The following is a 17,472-nucleotide window of genomic DNA, read 5'->3' on the forward strand; positions in this document are numbered from 1 at the left end:
CACCATCCACCGCCCCTACTGACTAATGACTAATGACTAATGACTAATGACTAATGACTACTATCAACTGTCAACTGTTAACTGACTTCAGAAAATCTGTCTGTGGGAAGATGGCACGGCGCCGACAAATGTGGTTTGGTATAGAAAAAACACATAATTTTTTTTAACCATGTTGTTTTATAGGCACAAACAGAAATAGTGCGATCGCGCCATCGCTACAGGTCAAAAAAAAATGAGTCGGTTTCAGGTCTTGCCTTTACCCATTAAATCTTACAGCATTGCTACATTTACCGCAGGCACGGCCTTACTGCTGACAACTCTGTTACTGTTTGCACTTCAGGCAACTCCTGCAATCTTACTTCTTGCCGCTGCAATGGTTGGCGGCTGGTATGCTGGTTTAAAGTCCGCAGAACAAGAACTAGAAATAGAACGCCAGATTATTTCAAAAGTAACTGATACCACAGCTTGCTTGATTGTAGTTCTCGACAGTCGAGGACGGATTGTGCGATTCAACCAAGCTTGCGAAAAAACAACTGGCTACTCGGTAGCAGAAGTTCTGGATAAATATGTTTGGGATCTGTTCTTGATTCCGGAAGAAGTTGAGGCAGCTCAAACAGTTTTTGCTAATCTAAACGCAGAAGTTGTTTACAGCGAATATCAAAACTATTGGCGCACTAAAAATGGATCCAAGCGCTTCATTTCTTGGTCGAATACAGTGATGCTGGGTATTGATGGCTTGGTAGAATATGCGATCGCAAGTGGTATCGATATTACCGATCGCAAATTAGCAGAAATAGCCTTGGCTTCATCCTACGCCAAGCTAGAAAACCGCGTCAAACAGCGCACGGCTGAGCTAACAGTAGCTAAAGAAGCGCTGCAAGCTCAAGAAGAACGATTTCGCTGTTTAAGTTCCTGTTCGCCTGTGGGAATTTTTATGGCAGATTTTGAGGGGCGCTACACCTATGCAAACCCTCGCACTCAGGCGATTTGTGGCTTGAGTTTGGCAGAACTTTTAGGAGATGGTTGGGAGAATTGCATTCACCCGGAAGACCGCGATCGCGTATTGAGCCGATGGCTGGATTATACTCGGGAACTTGGGGAATATGCGATCGAGTATCGCCTGCAAACAGCAGAGGGGATTGTGCGCTGGATTAATGTTGGTTCGGCGCCGATGTTCTCCGACTGTGGGGAACTTATCGGACACGTGGGCACGGTGCGAGATGTTACTGAAAGACAGCAAACACAAGCAGCTTTGTCTAGCAGCGAACAGCAACTGAGAACGCTGCTAGAAAATACGCCCGATGTGATTATCCGCACCGATAAAGAACTGCGTTATATTTATGTCAACGAAGCAGTTGCCCGAACTCAAGGAAAACCAATTTCATTCTTCCTCGGGAAAACCAGTCAAGAGATAGGAATGCCGCCGGAACTTTGCCAGAGGTGGGATGAAACTCTCCGCAAAGTGCTAGAAACTGGTCGAGAAGAAGTCATCGAATTTCAGGCTTACTCAACCGACGGCATCAGAAGTTATCAATCTCGCGTAGTTCCAGAGTTTGACAAAGACGGCGTACCAGAATCGGCGTTAATTGTTGCCCGCGATATCACAGAACTCAAACTTACAGAAAGTCAAAGATTGCAGTTGGCAACCGAGCAAGCAGCCCGAGAAAAAGCCCAAATAGAACAGCAGCGATCGGCATTTTTGGCAGAAGTTAGCAAAATTTTGGCTGCTGCGTTTGACGGAGAAACAGTGCTGCAAAATGTCGCTGAATTAGCAGTTAATTCTGTTGCCGATGGGTGCTGCATTCATTTGACCGAAACTGACTCAAAAGTCCGCAAAGTCGCTGTGGCTCACGCAGAAGCCTCTACGGTTGATACGATTAATAAGTTGAGAGTTTGCAGCCCGATCGCCTTTGATGCTGTTAACGGCTATCCGCTGGTAATTCGCACCGGCAAATCCCAACTAATTGCCGAAGTGGATGAGGAGATTTTAGCAGCAGCAGCCGAAAATGCAGCAGAAATTGAAATGCTACGCGCGGCGAAGCTATCCCGTAGGGAATCGCTCAATATCGGTTCTCACGCTTGCGTACCGCTGAAGGCGCGCGGGCGGGTAATGGGTGCGATCACTTGCTTTACCTCAAAGTTGGGGCGCCGCTACAGTGCAGAAGATATGGCAATGCTAGAAGATTTAGCATACCGCGTGGCGATCGCCCTGGACAACGCCAGACTTTATGCAGAAGCGCAGCAAGCACTAGCTCAAACATCGCAATCCTTCGCCTTAATTGACTCGCTGTTAGAAGCATCTCCCCTAGCGATTTGCTTTCTCGATCGCGAAATGCGATTCATCCGCATCAATCAAGTATTAGCAGAACTCAACGGTTTGCCAGCAGAACAGCATCTCGGTCAAGACTACCGCCAATTGTTGCCAGAATCCGCTGCCGAGTTTGCACCAATAATTCAGCAAGTTCTAGAAACCGGCGAACCTGTTTTAAATGTAGAAGTCAGCGGCGAACATGGGGGAAGACCCGGATATTTCGGCTACTGGCTCGCCAACTACTACCCGGTGAAAAATGAAAGGGGAGAAATCATCGGCGCTGGCATAATTATCGCAGATGTTACCGCAGCCAAACAAACAGAATTAGCTTTGCGGGAAAGTGAAATGCGCTTCCGCAGCGTGGTAGATTCTAACATGATCGGCATTGGTTTCTGGGAGGCGGGCGGCGAAATTACCGAAGCTAATAACGCCTTGCTGGACATGATTGGATATACGAGAGAAGACTTAATTTCAGGAAAAATCCACTGGAGCAATATCACGCCGCCGGAATACGCAGAACTCGATCGCGCAGCCCTCGCCCAAGTCGCAGCATCAGGAAGTTGCGAGCCTTTTGAAAAAGAATACATCCGCAAAGACGGCACGCGCTTCCCAGTTTTTGTCGGCGCCGGACACTTGCAAGGATGCACAGACAAAGGATCGTTCTTCGTGGTCGATATCACCGATCGCAAACAAGCTCAAAACCAGATCCGAGAAAACGAAATTCGCATTAGCAACCAACTAGCAGAACTCGACTTAGTTTACAACACCACACCAGTCGGGCTGTGCTTTCTCGATACCAATTTGCGCTACATCCGCATGAACGAATGCCTCGCTGCGATCAACGGCCGCACGATCGCAGATCACATCGGGCGCACCGTCAGAGAAGCGATACCGGAACTTGCCAATCTGGTAGAGCCGATTTACCGCCAAGTGCTCGCTACGCAAACCCCCGTACTCGACATGGAACTTAAGGCCGAAACCCTTCAACAGCCGGGAGTTGTGCGGGATTGGCAAGTCAGCTTTTACCCCGTGATCGATGAATCGGGAACGCTGTTGGGAGTCAGCAGCGTGGTTGCCGAAATTACCGATCGCAACCAAGCAAAACGGGTAATCCAGCAAAGCGAAGCTTTATTCCGCCGACTGTTAGACTCAAATATTTTCGGAGTCGCGATCGGCGATTTTACCGGCCGCATCGCCTACGCCAACGACTCCCTGCTCAACATGGTGGGCTATACTCGCTTAGACGTGCTCTCCGGTCAAATGCGGTGGGACAATATGACCCCCTCCGAATACCTCCACCTCGACGCCCGGGCGGCCGGGGAACTGCGGGCGTCGGGAGTCGCAACTCCTTTTAAGAAAGAGTACATCCGCAAAGATGGCAGCCGCGTGCCGGTGCTGATGGGCGCGACGACTTTGTGCCCTGACAAGGGCGAACCAGAGACGATCGTCGGATTCTACATTGACTTGACCGAAATCTCGCGGGTGGAAGCAGAACTCAAAAACAATCAACAACGGCTGCAAATCGCTCAGCAAGCAGGTAAAATCGGAACTTTTGAATGGAACGTCCAAACGGGCGAACTCGCGTGTACGCCGGAGTTAGAGGCTTTGTACGGGCTGCCTGCCGGCGGTTTCCAGAGCAGCTATCAAAATTTGCTGGCAATGGTGCATCCAGACGATCGCACTTTCACCGAACAGCAGGTACTGGCTGCGGCGACGAACGGCGAGGAATTAAACATCGAGTTCCGCATCTGCCGCTCGGATAGCAGCGTCGCCTGGATTGCTTGCAGGGCTAAGGTGTTTCAGGACGAGCGCGGTTTGCCCCTGCGGACTATCGGCGTGAACGTCGATATCACCGATCGCAAACAAGCAGAAGAGGCGCGATCGCAAATCAATCAAACTTTGGAAGCCTTGATCCAGGCTTGTCCCCTAGCAATTACCGTTTTCGGCGCCGAGGACGGCATTGTAAAAATGTGGAACCCAGCGGCAGAGAGGATTTTTGGCTGGCCAGAATCCGAGGCGGTAGGTAAATTTTTGCCCAGCGTTCCCCCAGACAAGCGGGAGGAATTTATGGAGAATTTGAAAGGAATTCGCGCTGGAAATGCGATCGCCGGCATGGAAACCCAGCGCCAAAGAAAAGACGGCACCTCGATCGACATCGGTTTGTGGGCAACTCCAGTCCGCGACGCCAAGGGTAACATTAACTGTATGTCGATCGTCGCCGACATCAGCGATCGCAAGCAAGTCGAGGCAGAACTCGCTCAGTTGCTCGATCGCGAACAAGCCGCGCGGGCAGAAGCAGAAGCCATCAACCGCCGGAAAGACGAGTTTCTAGCCACTCTTTCCCACGAACTCCGCACGCCTTTAAACGCAATTCTGGGTTGGGCCCAAATGCTCCGCACCCGCCCGTACACACCAGATTCTTTAGCTTGCGGTTTGGAAGCGATCGAGCGTCAGTCGAGGGTGCAAACGCAGCTAGTCGAAGATTTGCTCGATGTTTCCCGGATTATTCAAGGCAAGCTGGTTCTAAAACCCGGCTGGTTCGTCATGACAAAGACGATCGAAGTTGCCCTCAATTGTGTCAGTTTCGCCGCTCAGGCTAAGTCTGTGACTGTTTCCTCGGAATTTGACCCCGCAATCAGTTTGATGTGGGGCGACGCCCAGAGGTTGCAGCAGGTAGTCTCGAATTTGCTGACTAACGCCGTCAAGTTTACGCCATCCGGGGGAACAGTCCAACTGCGTTTGTCTGCGGTAGCTGTTGCTAATTCCCCATCACCTAATTACATACAAATTATTGTTAGCGATACCGGCAAAGGCATTTCTGCTGAGTTTCTGCCCTACGTGTTCGATCGCTTCCGACAAGCAGATGGCTCAATTACTAAGGCTTACGGGGGTTTGGGACTGGGATTGGCGATCGTCGAGCACTTGGTGGAACTTCACGGCGGCACTGTACGCGCCGAAAGTCCCGGAGAGGGACTCGGGGCGACATTTACAGTAATGCTGCCCCTGAAACAGCGTCGGAGTCAGCAGCCGCAGTTGATAGAGGAAAGGCAATTAGCTGCCGTGAGTCCTGGTATTTTGGCTGGTTTAAAGGTATTGGTAGTTGATGACGAACCCGACAACCGCGAGTTTTTGGTTTTGGCGCTGAAACAGTTGGGGGCTCTGGCGATGGCTGCTGCTTCAGCCCAAGAGGCGATCGACATTTTACAGCAGTCGCCGCCGGATATTTTAGTCAGCGACATCGGGATGCCGGTTGAGGATGGCTACTCGTTAATCCGCAAAGTGCGATCGTCCGAATCTGACAAAATCAAGCGCTTGGCCGCTGTGGCGCTGACAGCTTATGCTAGCGAACAAGACCGGCATCGGGCGATCGAGGCCGGTTACGACGAACACTTAGCAAAGCCGATCGATTCTGCTCGATTCGCCACAGTTTTAGCTCAGTTAAAAACCTTACACTAACAGAAGGTACGTAGTTGCGCTTGAGCGCTCCTCCAGGTACGTAGTTGCGCTTAAGCGCTCCGGAAAGGTACGTAGTTGCGCTTGAGCGCTCCGGAAAGGTACGTAGTTGCGCTTGAGCGCTCCGGAAAGGTACGTAGTTGCGCTTGAGCGCTGTTGCGCTTCAGCGCTCCGGAAAGGTACGTAGTTGCGCTTCAGCGCTCCGGAAAGGTACGTAGTTGCGCTTCAGCGCTCTGGGAGCATCACATTTTTGCAAAAACCATCTTGCTTGCAGTGCTGTCCACCAAGAGCGAGCTGTATAATACTCGCTCGGAGTGGACAGCACTATAACAACAAAACTGAGATGCTCCCGAAGTAATTGCGCCGCGAATTTCTGTGGCTTCATCCAGATTTTGTCGATGAGTATTAATTGGGGAATCCGCGACTGAAATCGCTAGTATACTGTATGAAATGGTGTTAGCAATCCAATGCTAGAAAAGGTAAAACTTCATAACTTCAAAAGTCATCAAGATACAGAAATTAATTTTGACAATTCAGGCTTACACGCCCTCGTAGGACAAAACAGTTCTGGTAAAACATCCGTTTTGCAAGCATTGCATTATCTCAGTCAGCTTACTAATTCATCATTTGAAGATATTTTTAAGGATGAAAGAGCGCCTCAATTTATTACAACTATTGGGCAAAATAATATGTCTGTTACTGCAAATGGTTTTTGGGGAGACCAAGAGCGTAATGATTGGGAAGCTTCTTATGACTGGAGACAAAGAGTTAATCATTCTTGGTTTCCGACAGCATCATGGAAGGCCGATAAAAACCAGGAATATAGGAAAGTAATGTCTAAAACTTCCTTAATCACTACGAAAGAGCCAATTCCTGAATCTTTGAGATACTCAGTTCATCTTAAGCTAGTAGCTACTAATCTTGCTAAAGCAGCTTACAGCGATGCAATCATTCCGCGAGTTGAGTTCGATGGTTCAGGCTTAGCACCTACCTTAGACTATCTTCGTGACGAAGCTCCAGATAAGTTTCAATCTTTACAAGAAATGTTGAAACGGATTGTACCAGGTGTACGCGAAGTAGGCGTAAAACGAGCCAAGGTTATGGTAAATCGCCAACGCTTAATCGAAGTCGATGGCAAATCTATCTCCTACGAAGAAAGTCAGGAAATGACAGGGCAAGAAGTTGTCCTAGACATGAATACTGGTAAACGCATTCCAGCCCATGCGATTAGCGAAGGAACAATGCTCGCCCTCGGATTACTGACTGTTTTGATAAATCCAACTCAACCTAATTTAGTGTTACTAGATGATGTCGAACAGGGACTCCACCCAAAAGCACAACGAGAATTAATCGCTGTTTTTAAAGAAATTATTCAACAAAACAACAACCTGCAAATTATTTTTTCCACCCATTCTCCCTACATTGTGGATGAACTTACTCCGTCTCAAGTTCATGTATTAAGTAACAATAACTCCGGTGTGACTCGTTGCAAAAGATTAGATGAACATCCTGATGTAGAATGGGCAAAACAAACTTTAACCACCGGAGAATTCTGGGATGCGGAGGGAGAAGATTGGGTGGTTGCAGGAGAAATTAATGATTGAGTTTGTAGTGATTGTCGAAAGTAGTGCAGACGCACGAACCGCTACTAAATTAGCCGATCGCACTTTAGTGCAAAAAATTGACTGGTTAGACCCTGAGATGCTGCAACATCTATATCAATGGAGTGGTTTAGAAGCTGGCACAGAGAATTCTTGCTGGAAAAATATTAATCAAATTATAGATAATTTCCAACAAAGCTTAGGATTCCGTCCTCCCAGATATTTAGGTCATCGTAAAGATGGAGCATTAAAAGCTGATGGTGCAGCAGTGTCCGAGTTGTGGGACGAAAATCTAAAATCTTAAATGTATTGACGGCGGCCCCAGAAGCCGCTACGCTGTGAAATTAAGGTTGCTTTGCTCGAAGATGAAGCAGCCACGATCGCCCGAAAATCTAGTTGCACTGTCCGAAGCTGTAACCAGCAGCAACGGACAGCTAACCGCCAAACTGAGATGAGCAGTCTGGAGGCTGATCGAGAATCTTAGCATTCTCTGTCGCCGCCCTGCCTTTTGTTAGTATGCGGGGCGGCTGGGTTTTTGGGTTTTCCTCCCAGAAAACAACCAAAAACCAGGAGACCATAATTATGTCACAGGAATTCGTGCCTGACGATAACTCTTCCGTGCAGCCAAATGACGGCTGTGCAGTATCCGAACAGGAAATCGTGCAGATAACGGTTGTCGGTTCCCAGAAAACCGTATTAGAAACCATCCACACCTTGTACAGGCTGGGATTCGCCACCGTCGGCGATTGGAGTAAGTTGCAGCGAGGCCCAAAGCCGGGACAATTTATTAGCGTTTTAATCAAGCGCAAAGCCTAGAAATTGGTCTAGCCTCATCGGTTATATCAGCGGGCGGTTGAAATAGACAACACGGCGATGAAATAGAGGACACGGCATTGCCGTGTCCCTACCCGATATCGTTATTTCCAGCAATTTTATCCTTCACTCAATCCCGCTTGAAAAATCTGTTGTGCCGTCAACTTCAACTCTGGAAAAGTTGGCGACTCAATCCTATCATCTCCCCGAAATTGACTAACTTCATACTCGCCATCAATCAACCGATAAATCGAAATAGTCGGTTGCTTGGGATTCCCAATAAATCGACGGCCGCCCAAACCGAGATAATCCACAATCCAATATTCAGGAATCCCAATTAGTTCGTATTCACCTACCTTTTTTATGTAGTCATCTTGCCAATTCGTGCTAACGACTTCAACAACAAGCGGAATTGATGCTCCTTGAGTTACGGTTGAAAAATTTTTCCACAAAGGTTCTGATGTTAAGTTGGGGCGATTTAATATCAGAATATCCGGCGAATAAGCTGATTCGTTTTCTGGTGGCTTAATTAATGCTTTTCCGGGGATGAAGTATGGACGTTTTTCTTTTCTAAACTCAGCAGTTAACTCGGAGGCTAAAAAACCGATAACTTCTTCATGGTCTCCTAATGGCTGTGACATTTCAACAATCTCTCCATTGTGCAGTTCGTAACGTCCGTTTTCAGGTTTCCAGTCCAGAAATTCTTCAAAGGTTACTGGTTTAGTTGCAGTTTGAATCATGACGAAGTCTCCAATCAAATTTGTTCGTAGTGAGGATTTTAGTCCGCATCAAATTCAGAGGACTGAAGTCCTCACTACAAACCTTATTACCATTATATCGAAAATGAGTTATTTTGTGGCGCACGCAATAAAATTGGTTCATAGTGAGGACTTTAGTCCTTCATGAATGCGGACTGAAGTCCTCACTACGAACCTTACCATTTGATTAATTGTGCATCTTGATTAAAAAACCTGCGGCACAATCCCTCAGTCAACAATAGAGTGGCGATTAAAGTTGCTAGCGCCAACACAAACATAATCAAAATTTGGTAAGATGCTGCATCCAAAGGACTGACACCGCTCAACATTTGACCCGTCATCATTCCCGGTAATGTTACGATACCTACGACTGTCATTGTGTTTAATGTCGGGATTAATCCAGCTTTAATCGCATCTTTCTGGTACTGTTTTACTGCTTGCTGCGGTGTCGAACCTAAACTTAAATGGGTTTCTATTTCTAATTGGCTGCTGTTAACTATACTCACAAGTCTTTCACCCGCGATCGCCCCTGAGTTCATCGCATTGCCCAAAATCATCCCCGCTAGGGGAATCAAATACTGCGGTTCGTACCAGGGATCAGGTTGCAAAATTAGCAAGTGTGTATAGGCGAGAGTAAACGCCGTACCGATCGATATCGAACCCACAACTAACGGCAGCAAGTGCTTGATTTTTTTGCTAATCCGGTTGGTGGCCACCATGCTAGCCGTGGCCAGCATGATTGCTAACACTGCTAACACCAGCCACGGATTTTTCCCCTCCGGCGCAAACACCACGGCGAGCACGTAGCCGACTCCGATTAGCTGGATTAGGGTGCGCCCCGCCGCGATCGCCAGAGCCCCTTCCAACCCCAATCCCTGCCACGCCGAAAGCCCGATCGCGATCGCCACCATCCCCAAAGCCCAACCCAAATCAGTAAAATCTAGCAGAATTAACATCCGCGCTCCCTTTCGATAAAGTGATTGTTTGCCCGTCCAACTATAAGATATTTGAATAAAGGTTTCTGAGAAACAGTTTTGCTGTAAGAATTTGCTTTGATAATGGTTGCAATTTGTGGTGTCAAGAGTGAATAACGTTCCCCCCCTCGATTTAACCCAGCAGTACGCCCAGATTGGCGACGAAATCGGCGCTGCGGTACAAAAAGTGCTCGCCTCTGGCGGCTACATCGGCGGCCCCGCCGTCAAGAGTTTTGAGCAAGAGTTTGCCAACTACACAGGCGTTTCCGACTGCGTTGGCTGCAACTCCGGCACCGATGCCCTAATTTTGGCTTTGCGAGCTCTCAAAATCGGCCCCGGCGACGAAGTAATTACCACTCCTTTTACCTTCTTCGCTTCCGCTGAAACAATTAGCGCTGTGGGTGCAACTCCCGTATTTGTCGATATTGACAGCGGGACTTTTAATCTGGATGTCGAACTTTTGGAAGCGGCAATTACCGACAAAACCAAGGCAATTATGCCGGTTCACATTTTCGGACAACCCACAGACATGACTCGGTTGATGGAAATTGCCACCAAGCATAACTTAGCCGTCATCGAAGATTGCGCCCAGTCTGTCGGGGCCGAGTGGGAGTCTAGAAAAGTCGGCAGCATCGGCCATGTGGGCTGCTTCAGCTTTTATCCGACCAAAAATTTAGGCGCTTGCGGTGACGGCGGCGCGGTGACAACAAACGATCGCGCCCTGGCAGCTTCCATGCGTATGCTTAAGGAGCACGGACAGTCTTCTAGGTATTTTTACGAGGAAATAGGCTACAACAGCCGTCTGGATGCCCTGCAAGCGGTGATTCTCAGCATTAAGTTGCGGTATCTCGACAGTTGGAACTCCCAACGGCGCGAGAAAGCAGCCGTTTATAGCGAATTTCTTTCCCGCGTGCCCGGAGTTGCTGTCCCCAAGGAATTGCCAGCAGCCAAGCCTGTTTGGAATCAATATACAATTCGCTTGACAAGTCAAGACACAATCCGGCTGACAAGTCCAGAAGGCGCGCCAAATCCTTCTGGTAATTTCCGCGACTCGATGCGGACTAAGTTGCAGGAATCCGGCATCGGTTCGATGGTTTACTATCCGTTACCTTTGCACCTGCAACCTGTTTACAAATCTTTGGGCTATCAAGCCGGTCAGTTGCCTGTAGCTGAGCAAGTTTGTCGCGAAGTCTTGTCTTTGCCGATGTTCCCGGAACTTTCGAGGGATCAACAGGAGAGGGCAATTTACGGGCTGAAAGATTGTTTGGCAAAGGGCGGATAGGATTTAGTGGCTTTTGTGCGATCGCCCGATCGAAAGAAATACCTGAGAATAGAGGAATTGTAGGGTTGCAGTGTCGTACTGGTGCAGCGGTCAGGAAAACATATTAAGTGTTTTGACTGATCACTTGTACTTTTATCAGAAATTTGGGTTTAAAACCCCGTCATAAGCTTGACGGCTTTCTGCTATAGTATTCGTAGGTTGCTGACCGTGAGAACGTGAGGAAACAGGTTGAACGTCCTACTCCGGGATCTCAAAATCTTTAACCGTCAATGGTAAAAACCAAATCCACACGGTAAGAGCAAATAAAAATCAAATAGCGTGGGACACACGCGAATTTACGCTTGGGGAGTAGTCCGTAAGAGTGCTTGCTGTAAAAGGTGTAGTCGGACTAGACATGAAACTGTAAGACCAAAACTGACATTGTTGGTAGAGGCACGATTCAGCCCAAGAATCCTCGTACCTTGATAGTCGAGGAGTGTCAAGTACTATATTTAATGAAAAGAAACAAATTTAGGCTGGCAATCCGCCTTCAACGGGTGCATTTTCCGCTCGCCTAAAATTTGCGATCGGTCAATGATGAAGAAGGAAGAAGGAAGAAGGAAGAAGGAAGAAGGAAGAAGGAAGAAGGAAGACGGAAGAAGGTTTTAACTTTCGACTTCCAATGCCCGATGCCCGATGCCCGATGCTTTTATGCCCGATGCTTTTATGCCCGATGCCCGATGCCCGATGCCCGATGCCCAATCTCAATTTAAGCTGCAATTTTCATAAAACAAGAGGAAAATAAACGAGTGCCTCAGTATCAATTCACTCAGGCTAGACGCTACGATCCACAGGCGATCGCCCAATATTACCGCAACCGTCCTTGGAAAGCAATTTGGCGAGCAATAACCGTTATTTGGTCATTTGCAGGCTTCGTACTCGGAATGCTGTGGGACAGTTGGCAGCACGAAGTCGCCGCCCACCAGCCCGAACGCGCCGCCCATCTGCGACAAATACTCACTCGCTTAGGCCCCACTTTCATTAAAGTCGGTCAAGCCCTGTCTACTAGACCAGACTTAATCCGCAAAGACTTTCTCATAGAATTAATCAAACTTCAGGATCAATTGCCGCCCTTTGATTCGGTGCGAGCATTTGAGATTATTGAAGCAGAACTCGATCGCAAAATCAGCGAAACTTACAGCGAAATCTCCCCCGAACCAGTCGCCGCCGCCAGTCTCGGTCAAGTTTATAAAGCCCGTTTAATCACCGGAGAAGAAGTAGCAGTCAAAGTTCAGCGACCGAATTTGCTACCAATCTTGAGCCTTGACCTTTACTTAATGCGCTGGGCTGCTGGATGGTTGGGCCCGTTGTTGCCACTAAATCTCGGTCACGACCTCTGTTTAATAGTCGATGAATTCGGTATTAAATTATTCGAGGAAATTGACTATATCAACGAAGGCCGCAACGCCGAAAAATTTGCGACCAATTTTGCCGACGACCCAACAGTAAAAGTTCCGAGTATTTACTGGCGCTATACTGCAAAATGCGTTCTCACTCTCGAATGGATTGACGGTATCAAACTGACAGATATGGCAAGTGTCAAAGCCGCCGGTTTAGACACTAATAGCTTAATTGAAATCGGAGTTCGCAGCGGTTTGCGGCAGTTACTGGAACACGGTTTTTTTCACGCAGACCCCCATCCAGGAAATCTGTTTGCCTTAGCGGACGGCCGCATGGCTTACATCGATTTTGGGATGATGGATCAGATGGAAGAAACAACTAAAGAAACTTTGGTTGATTCTGTCGTTCACTTGATCAACAAAGATTATTTAGAGTTAGCCCAGGATTTTGTAAAACTTGGGTTTTTGACACCAGATACAGATATTATGCCGATCGTCCCGGCGCTGGAATCTGTCCTCGGCGATATCGTCGGCGAAAAGGTAGGAGACTTTAACTTCAAGACGATTACAGACGAGTTTTCGGAGTTGATGTACGACTATCCTTTCCGAGTCCCCGCCAAATTTGCCTTAATTATTCGGTCTCTCGTCACAGAAGAAGGTTTAGCCCTTAGCCTCAATCCAGATTTCAAGATAGTTGAGGTAGCCTATCCCTATGTAGCCCGACGTTTGTTAAACGGAGAATCTCCGGCATTGCGCCGTCGCCTGATTGAGGTATTATTCAAAGATGGCAAATTCCAGTGGAATAGATTAGAGGAGATGATTGCGATCGCCAGATCCGATCGCAGTTTCGACCTGCTACCCACAGCCCAACTCGGCTTGCAATTTTTGCTGTCAGAGGAAGGGTCGTTTTTGAGACGCCAGGTAATGTTAGCCTTGATTGAGGACGATCGAATTCACACCGAAGAAGTTGGCAGCCTCTGGAACTTAGTCAAAGAAGACCTGCAACCAAGTCGCTTGTTCAACGTTGCTTTAGGCGCTTTGACAGAGTTCTCCACAGCAGGAACAGCCGCGCTGAATCGATTTTAATTAGAAGGAAGAAGCAAGAGGGAAGAAGGAAGAAGGAAGAAGGAAGAAGGAAGAAGGAAGAAAAATAATTCTACTTTTGCCAATTCCCAATTCCCAATTCCCAATTCCCAATTCCCAATTCCCAATTCCCCATCCCCAATTCCCAATTTTCCCATTACCCCAAAAGAATTATTCGTGTATTACTTTCCAGAACCTCCCTATTTTTTAATGACTGCTGGATTAATAGCAGGTATGGCATCAGGCTTAGCCTTTGAAGCAACTCTCAAACAAGCCGTACAACTCTGGTCTAAAAATCGTTCTAGCCGTACTTTGTCCAACCTAAAAGGTCTACAATTGCAGTTGCCTTTTTTGGGAATGGCCGGCGGAATTTGCGTATTTTTAGCTTCAGGAATGGAGATATTCGGCTTCCCCAAATTACTGTCCTACGTTCTAGCCCTGCCCCTGACACTACTAACAGCATGGCTAGTTTGGACTCAACTAGCCAAAGTTTTAATTGAACTACAACGCGGAGGTTCCCAAGCCTTAGACTTGGATTCTTTTTTTGAAGAACCATAGTTAAACATCAACCCTCTTTTACAACGAAGAGGGTTGGTTCGTAGTAAGGACTTTAGTCCTTCTTTATTAAAATCCGCAACTTAAATAGAACATTATTAACCCTTTGAATACCCCAACTTTTGAAATTCCTCTGCAAGCGCAGTAACAAATTGGGAGGCGCGAGTTTTGGTCGTGTTTCCGGCGAATTCAAATAGCGGTAGTGCAGAAATACATCGCGGTAAGGAATCTCAACATCTTCGCCCGCACACAATCGAGTAAATTTTGCAGCCGAAATACTCATGTAATGCAAATAAGTCAGCCGCCGTCCTTTGTCGTATAAAACATAATCTATCACATCAAATTGAGAAGACCAATGATTTCCCGTTATCAGTGCAGGTTGATGATAAGCAAAATTATAAAAAGAGATAGCGCTGCGGGCGACTAAATAGTTAAATAAAGGTTGGTCAGTTCCCCGCAAAGACAAAATTTCTGCTTCTCCTGAAGTCAATTTATCTAAAAGTTCGGCTAAGTTATTGCGATTTAAAATACCTTTTTTTGCAGCAAACCAACCAGCACAAAAAATCTGAGATTCCAGTTTTTCAATCTCAAAAAATGCTGCGAGTTTTTCTGATGATAAATCAAAGACATAATTGAGGTCAGATTTGTATTGAAAATCGTTAGCTACCCAATCAAATTCATCAAGTTTTTGATAAATATAATCCAGAGAACCCATTAACAGAGTGTCGGCATCAAAATAGACAAACTTGTCAAAAGGGCCATCAAAACAGCAAAATTTTCGGTGCATTCCCAAACAGTGAACTGGCGCCCAACCTTTAGCTTGCCAAACTTTTTGAGCTTTTTGGTGAGATGTCCAAACTACAGTCGCGAAGTCTTCCCAAAATTGGATGGAATCGGCATTGTCAAATAGAGTAACATTGCTTCGCGAGGCAATTTCTACTCGAACTTTTTGCAAGTTATCATCGTAGGGAATGATGCAAACAGGAATAGTTTTCGCCCCATTAACTTCGAGACTATTCAATAAAGCGACTAAGTGATCAAAAACCACATCATTGCCTAGAATATAAATACCATCAGTCATAGTTGTTAATAAGTAACTGTTTAGGTGCGGGCAAGATGCCCACACCACAATAAAAATGATTGACTGTGGAACAGGCATCTTGCCTGTTCCTCAAAGCTTGTTTAAAGTTAAAAGCACAATAAAATTTATGAATTGTGGAACAGGCATCTTGCCTGTTCCTCAAAGCTTGTTTAAAGTCAAAACCACAATAAAATTTATGAATTGTGGAACAGGCATCTTGCCTGTTCCTCAAAGCTTGTTCAAAGTCAAAACCACAATAAAATTTATGAATTGTGGAACAGGCATCTTGCCTGTTCCTCAAAGCTTGTTGATAATAATATAACATATCAGTTTATCCTCATCTACTGAAAGGCTGAAGGATTTTTTGCATTAAATTTGGTTTTCTTTCATCCAAATAACGATAATATCGCCAAAGTTTCCAATAAGGAGTACCGGATTTAATTGGTATTCCAGCCCAGTGAATATATTTTAATCTTTTGCCTTTGTCATAAAGCACATAATCTATTTCCTGAAAATGTGTAGAACCAGCCCAGCTTCCAGGTTCTGCTGCTGAATCTTTAACAAGATTCCAGCGTTTGAAAATTAACTTGAGAATCATATAATTTAGTATAGGCTGGTCTGTGACATTTTGAGTAAAGTCAAAATATTCTCGATGTTGCGAACATTCCCGCAAAATTTCATACATTTGCGATTCTGCAATCGTGCCTTTTCGGGAAGCCCAAAAACCGCTGTTGAATACATCTTGAAGCTGTGAGTCGGTAAAGATATTTTGTTCTTTGACAATGGGTGAAAATATATTTCGCAGTTTTTCGTTGAGGTGGTGATAGTCGCAGCAAAAAAAGTCTACTTCTGAGAGTTTGTTGAGGTTGGCTGCGATGTCTTCAAAGACGATGATGTCGGTATCGATGTACAGAAATTCGTCGAGGGGGCCAAACCAGGCGCAGAGTTTCCGCATTTTGTTGGGAAGGGCTAGAAAGTTGCGATCGAATATTTGGCCAATTTCCCTGGTAAACTGTTCCACAAACCCCAGATTTGGGTACAATTGCACACCATAGAGGCTGCTGAGGGCGGCAGCGACTTGCAGATAATTGTCGTCAAACGGGATCAAAAAAACTGGTACTTGACAATTGTAAAGGCGTATGCTGGCTAAAAGGGCGATCGCACTTTCCATCACCTTATCATTAGCAACAATATAAATACCGCGACTCATAAATTTATCCTCAACCTTCTCAAGACTCTTTCTAGCAAACTCGGCGCAGAAATATCAGCATAAGACTTTAGCGGTTCCCTAAAAACCGGCCGCTTCGAGGGTTCGCGGAGATAGCGGTAATGTAGAAACAAATCGCGGTAGGGAAACTCAATATTTTCGCCAGCACAAACTCTCCGAATTAAATCCGGTTGCACCCCAATATAATGAAGGTAAGTCAGGCGATTTCCCTTGTCGTACAAAATGTTATCTCGGGTTTGAAAATGTGGGGAAGTGACACTGCAACCAGTTTTTTCATCATCCGGGAGACTGCGAGCAAAATTATAGCTGTTCATCCCCGTTTTCATCACCATATAATTGAGCAACGGCTGTTCTCCCGCACCTGCATAGAGAATTTCCGCCTCCCCAGATAGCAGTTTACCTAACAGCCATTCTCTAGTATCACGGTCAAAAACTCCTTGCTTGCTGCCGTAAAATCCCGAACAAAATATTTCCGAGTCGAGCCGATTTTGCTCAAAAACTTCCAGCAGTTTTGGCGAATCAATGTTGTAGACTTTAGTTGGGTCGCGAAATTGAAAATCGTAAACCACAAAATCATATTTATCTAATTTATCAAAAACCGCATCAAGAGAATTCATCACCAAAGTATCCGCATCCAGATAGATAAACTTGGCAAACGGGCCGTCGAAAGCGCAAAAGCGGCGGTGCGCGCCGTAAAGCCGAAATTTTTTGCGATTTAAGCGCTCAGGTGCAGCGGCTTGCATAAATTCATCCCATCGCTGAATAGATGCGCTATCTTCATACAGAAAAACATTAGAACGCTTGGCAATTTCAGCTTGAATTTGCTGGATATGTTCGTCAAAAGGATAAATACAGACAGGAGTATTTGAGCCTAAAATAACTTCAATACTGTTGAGAAAAGCAATTAGTTGGTCGTAAACTGTATCGTTTGCTAGCGTGCAAATTCCCTTCATA

Annotated in this window: 15 protein-coding genes; 9 read left to right on the top strand and 6 right to left on the bottom strand. The window is 46.3% G+C overall.

The window, feature by feature from the left end:
- The first annotated feature begins 232 nt into the window (after positions 1-232).
- The 4 genes from JGK14_RS03600 (at position 233) to JGK14_RS03615 (ending at position 8,181) form a co-directional block, all read left to right on the top strand.
- On the top strand, positions 233-5,767 hold the full coding sequence (locus JGK14_RS03600; protein WP_293196986.1) for a PAS domain S-box protein: 5,535 nt from the start codon (positions 233-235) through the stop codon (positions 5,765-5,767).
- Positions 5,768-6,231: 464 nt separating this feature from the next.
- Entirely contained in the window at positions 6,232-7,368 is a 1,137-nt protein-coding gene (locus JGK14_RS03605) for an AAA family ATPase (RefSeq protein WP_293178347.1), read from the top strand.
- Positions 7,361-7,669 (top strand): hypothetical protein, encoded by a 309-nt coding sequence (locus JGK14_RS03610; protein ID WP_293178350.1) that lies wholly within the window; start codon positions 7,361-7,363, stop codon positions 7,667-7,669. Before JGK14_RS03605 ends, JGK14_RS03610 begins: the two co-directional genes overlap by 8 nt.
- 278 nt (positions 7,670-7,947) lie before the next feature.
- A complete protein-coding gene (locus tag JGK14_RS03615; protein WP_293178353.1) occupies positions 7,948-8,181 on the top strand; it encodes a hypothetical protein in 234 nt (77 codons plus the stop codon).
- A 116-nt stretch (positions 8,182-8,297) separates the two neighbouring features.
- Here the strand turns inward: JGK14_RS03615 and JGK14_RS03620 are convergent, their stop codons facing one another.
- Both JGK14_RS03620 and JGK14_RS03625 read right to left on the bottom strand, forming a co-directional pair.
- Positions 8,298-8,918: a Uma2 family endonuclease gene (locus JGK14_RS03620; protein ID WP_293208971.1), complete on the bottom strand. Its 621-nt coding sequence runs from the start codon at positions 8,916-8,918 to the stop codon at positions 8,298-8,300.
- A gap of 194 nt (positions 8,919-9,112) precedes the next feature.
- Complete coding sequence (locus tag JGK14_RS03625; RefSeq protein ID WP_325314774.1) at positions 9,113-9,892, bottom strand: ABC transporter permease; 780 nt, start codon at positions 9,890-9,892, stop codon at positions 9,113-9,115.
- Between the two features lie 127 nt (positions 9,893-10,019).
- On the opposite strand from JGK14_RS03625, the gene JGK14_RS03630 reads away from it, so the two are divergent.
- The 3 genes from JGK14_RS03630 (at position 10,020) to JGK14_RS03640 (ending at position 13,657) form a co-directional block, all read left to right on the top strand.
- On the top strand, positions 10,020-11,192 hold the full coding sequence (locus tag JGK14_RS03630; protein ID WP_293178362.1) for a DegT/DnrJ/EryC1/StrS family aminotransferase: 1,173 nt from the start codon (positions 10,020-10,022) through the stop codon (positions 11,190-11,192).
- A 560-nt stretch (positions 11,193-11,752) separates the two neighbouring features.
- Positions 11,753-11,944, top strand: coding sequence for a hypothetical protein (locus tag JGK14_RS03635; protein ID WP_293219292.1), 192 nt, complete (start codon positions 11,753-11,755; stop codon positions 11,942-11,944).
- Between the two features lie 36 nt (positions 11,945-11,980).
- On the top strand, positions 11,981-13,657 hold the full coding sequence (locus JGK14_RS03640) for an ABC1 kinase family protein (protein ID WP_293193362.1): 1,677 nt from the start codon (positions 11,981-11,983) through the stop codon (positions 13,655-13,657).
- On the opposite strand, the gene JGK14_RS03645 is transcribed toward JGK14_RS03640, so the two are convergent.
- Positions 13,654-13,812, bottom strand: coding sequence for a hypothetical protein (locus tag JGK14_RS03645; RefSeq protein WP_293178370.1), 159 nt, complete (start codon positions 13,810-13,812; stop codon positions 13,654-13,656). The genes JGK14_RS03640 and JGK14_RS03645 overlap by 4 nt on opposite strands.
- A 52-nt stretch (positions 13,813-13,864) precedes the next feature.
- Between JGK14_RS03645 and JGK14_RS03650 the strand changes: the two genes are divergently transcribed.
- Positions 13,865-14,212 (top strand): hypothetical protein, encoded by a 348-nt coding sequence (locus JGK14_RS03650; RefSeq protein ID WP_442921423.1) that lies wholly within the window; start codon positions 13,865-13,867, stop codon positions 14,210-14,212.
- A gap of 52 nt (positions 14,213-14,264) precedes the next feature.
- Here JGK14_RS03650 and JGK14_RS03655 read toward each other — a convergent pair whose 3' ends face one another.
- Entirely contained in the window at positions 14,265-15,290 is a 1,026-nt protein-coding gene (locus tag JGK14_RS03655; RefSeq protein ID WP_293193361.1) for an Npun_R2821/Npun_R2822 family protein, read from the bottom strand.
- Between the two features lie 55 nt (positions 15,291-15,345).
- On the opposite strand from JGK14_RS03655, the gene JGK14_RS03660 reads away from it, so the two are divergent.
- A complete protein-coding gene (locus tag JGK14_RS03660) occupies positions 15,346-15,612 on the top strand; it encodes a hypothetical protein (RefSeq protein ID WP_293193360.1) in 267 nt (88 codons plus the stop codon).
- A 15-nt stretch (positions 15,613-15,627) separates the two neighbouring features.
- Here the strand turns inward: JGK14_RS03660 and JGK14_RS03665 are convergent, their stop codons facing one another.
- Positions 15,628-16,500, bottom strand: coding sequence for an Npun_R2821/Npun_R2822 family protein (locus JGK14_RS03665; protein ID WP_293178376.1), 873 nt, complete (start codon positions 16,498-16,500; stop codon positions 15,628-15,630).
- Positions 16,497-17,471, bottom strand: coding sequence for an Npun_R2821/Npun_R2822 family protein (locus JGK14_RS03670; protein ID WP_293193358.1), 975 nt, complete (start codon positions 17,469-17,471; stop codon positions 16,497-16,499). The genes JGK14_RS03665 and JGK14_RS03670 overlap by 4 nt, the downstream gene beginning before the upstream one ends.
- Between the last annotated feature and the right edge of the window lies 1 nt (position 17,472).

Origin of the sequence: Microcoleus sp. PH2017_28_MFU_U_A (assembly GCF_020738035.1) — a bacterium.
Classification (GTDB): Bacteria; Cyanobacteriota; Cyanobacteriia; order Cyanobacteriales; family Microcoleaceae; genus Microcoleus.

Coding starts and splice junctions, on each gene's coding strand:
- JGK14_RS03650 (WP_442921423.1), top strand. CDS start 13,865: ATGACTGCTGGATTAATAGCAGGTATGGCATCAGGCTTAGCCTTTGAA.
- JGK14_RS03655 (WP_293193361.1), bottom strand. CDS start 15,290: ATGACTGATGGTATTTATATTCTAGGCAATGATGTGGTTTTTGATCAC.
- JGK14_RS03670 (WP_293193358.1), bottom strand. CDS start 17,471: ATGAAGGGAATTTGCACGCTAGCAAACGATACAGTTTACGACCAACTA.
- JGK14_RS03625 (WP_325314774.1), bottom strand. CDS start 9,892: ATGTTAATTCTGCTAGATTTTACTGATTTGGGTTGGGCTTTGGGGATG.
- JGK14_RS03615 (WP_293178353.1), top strand. CDS start 7,948: ATGTCACAGGAATTCGTGCCTGACGATAACTCTTCCGTGCAGCCAAAT.
- JGK14_RS03610 (WP_293178350.1), top strand. CDS start 7,361: ATGATTGAGTTTGTAGTGATTGTCGAAAGTAGTGCAGACGCACGAACC.
- JGK14_RS03600 (WP_293196986.1), top strand. CDS start 233: ATGAGTCGGTTTCAGGTCTTGCCTTTACCCATTAAATCTTACAGCATT.
- JGK14_RS03645 (WP_293178370.1), bottom strand. CDS start 13,812: ATGGGAAAATTGGGAATTGGGGATGGGGAATTGGGAATTGGGAATTGG.
- JGK14_RS03665 (WP_293178376.1), bottom strand. CDS start 16,500: ATGAGTCGCGGTATTTATATTGTTGCTAATGATAAGGTGATGGAAAGT.
- JGK14_RS03660 (WP_293193360.1), top strand. CDS start 15,346: ATGATTGACTGTGGAACAGGCATCTTGCCTGTTCCTCAAAGCTTGTTT.
- JGK14_RS03605 (WP_293178347.1), top strand. CDS start 6,232: ATGCTAGAAAAGGTAAAACTTCATAACTTCAAAAGTCATCAAGATACA.
- JGK14_RS03620 (WP_293208971.1), bottom strand. CDS start 8,918: ATGATTCAAACTGCAACTAAACCAGTAACCTTTGAAGAATTTCTGGAC.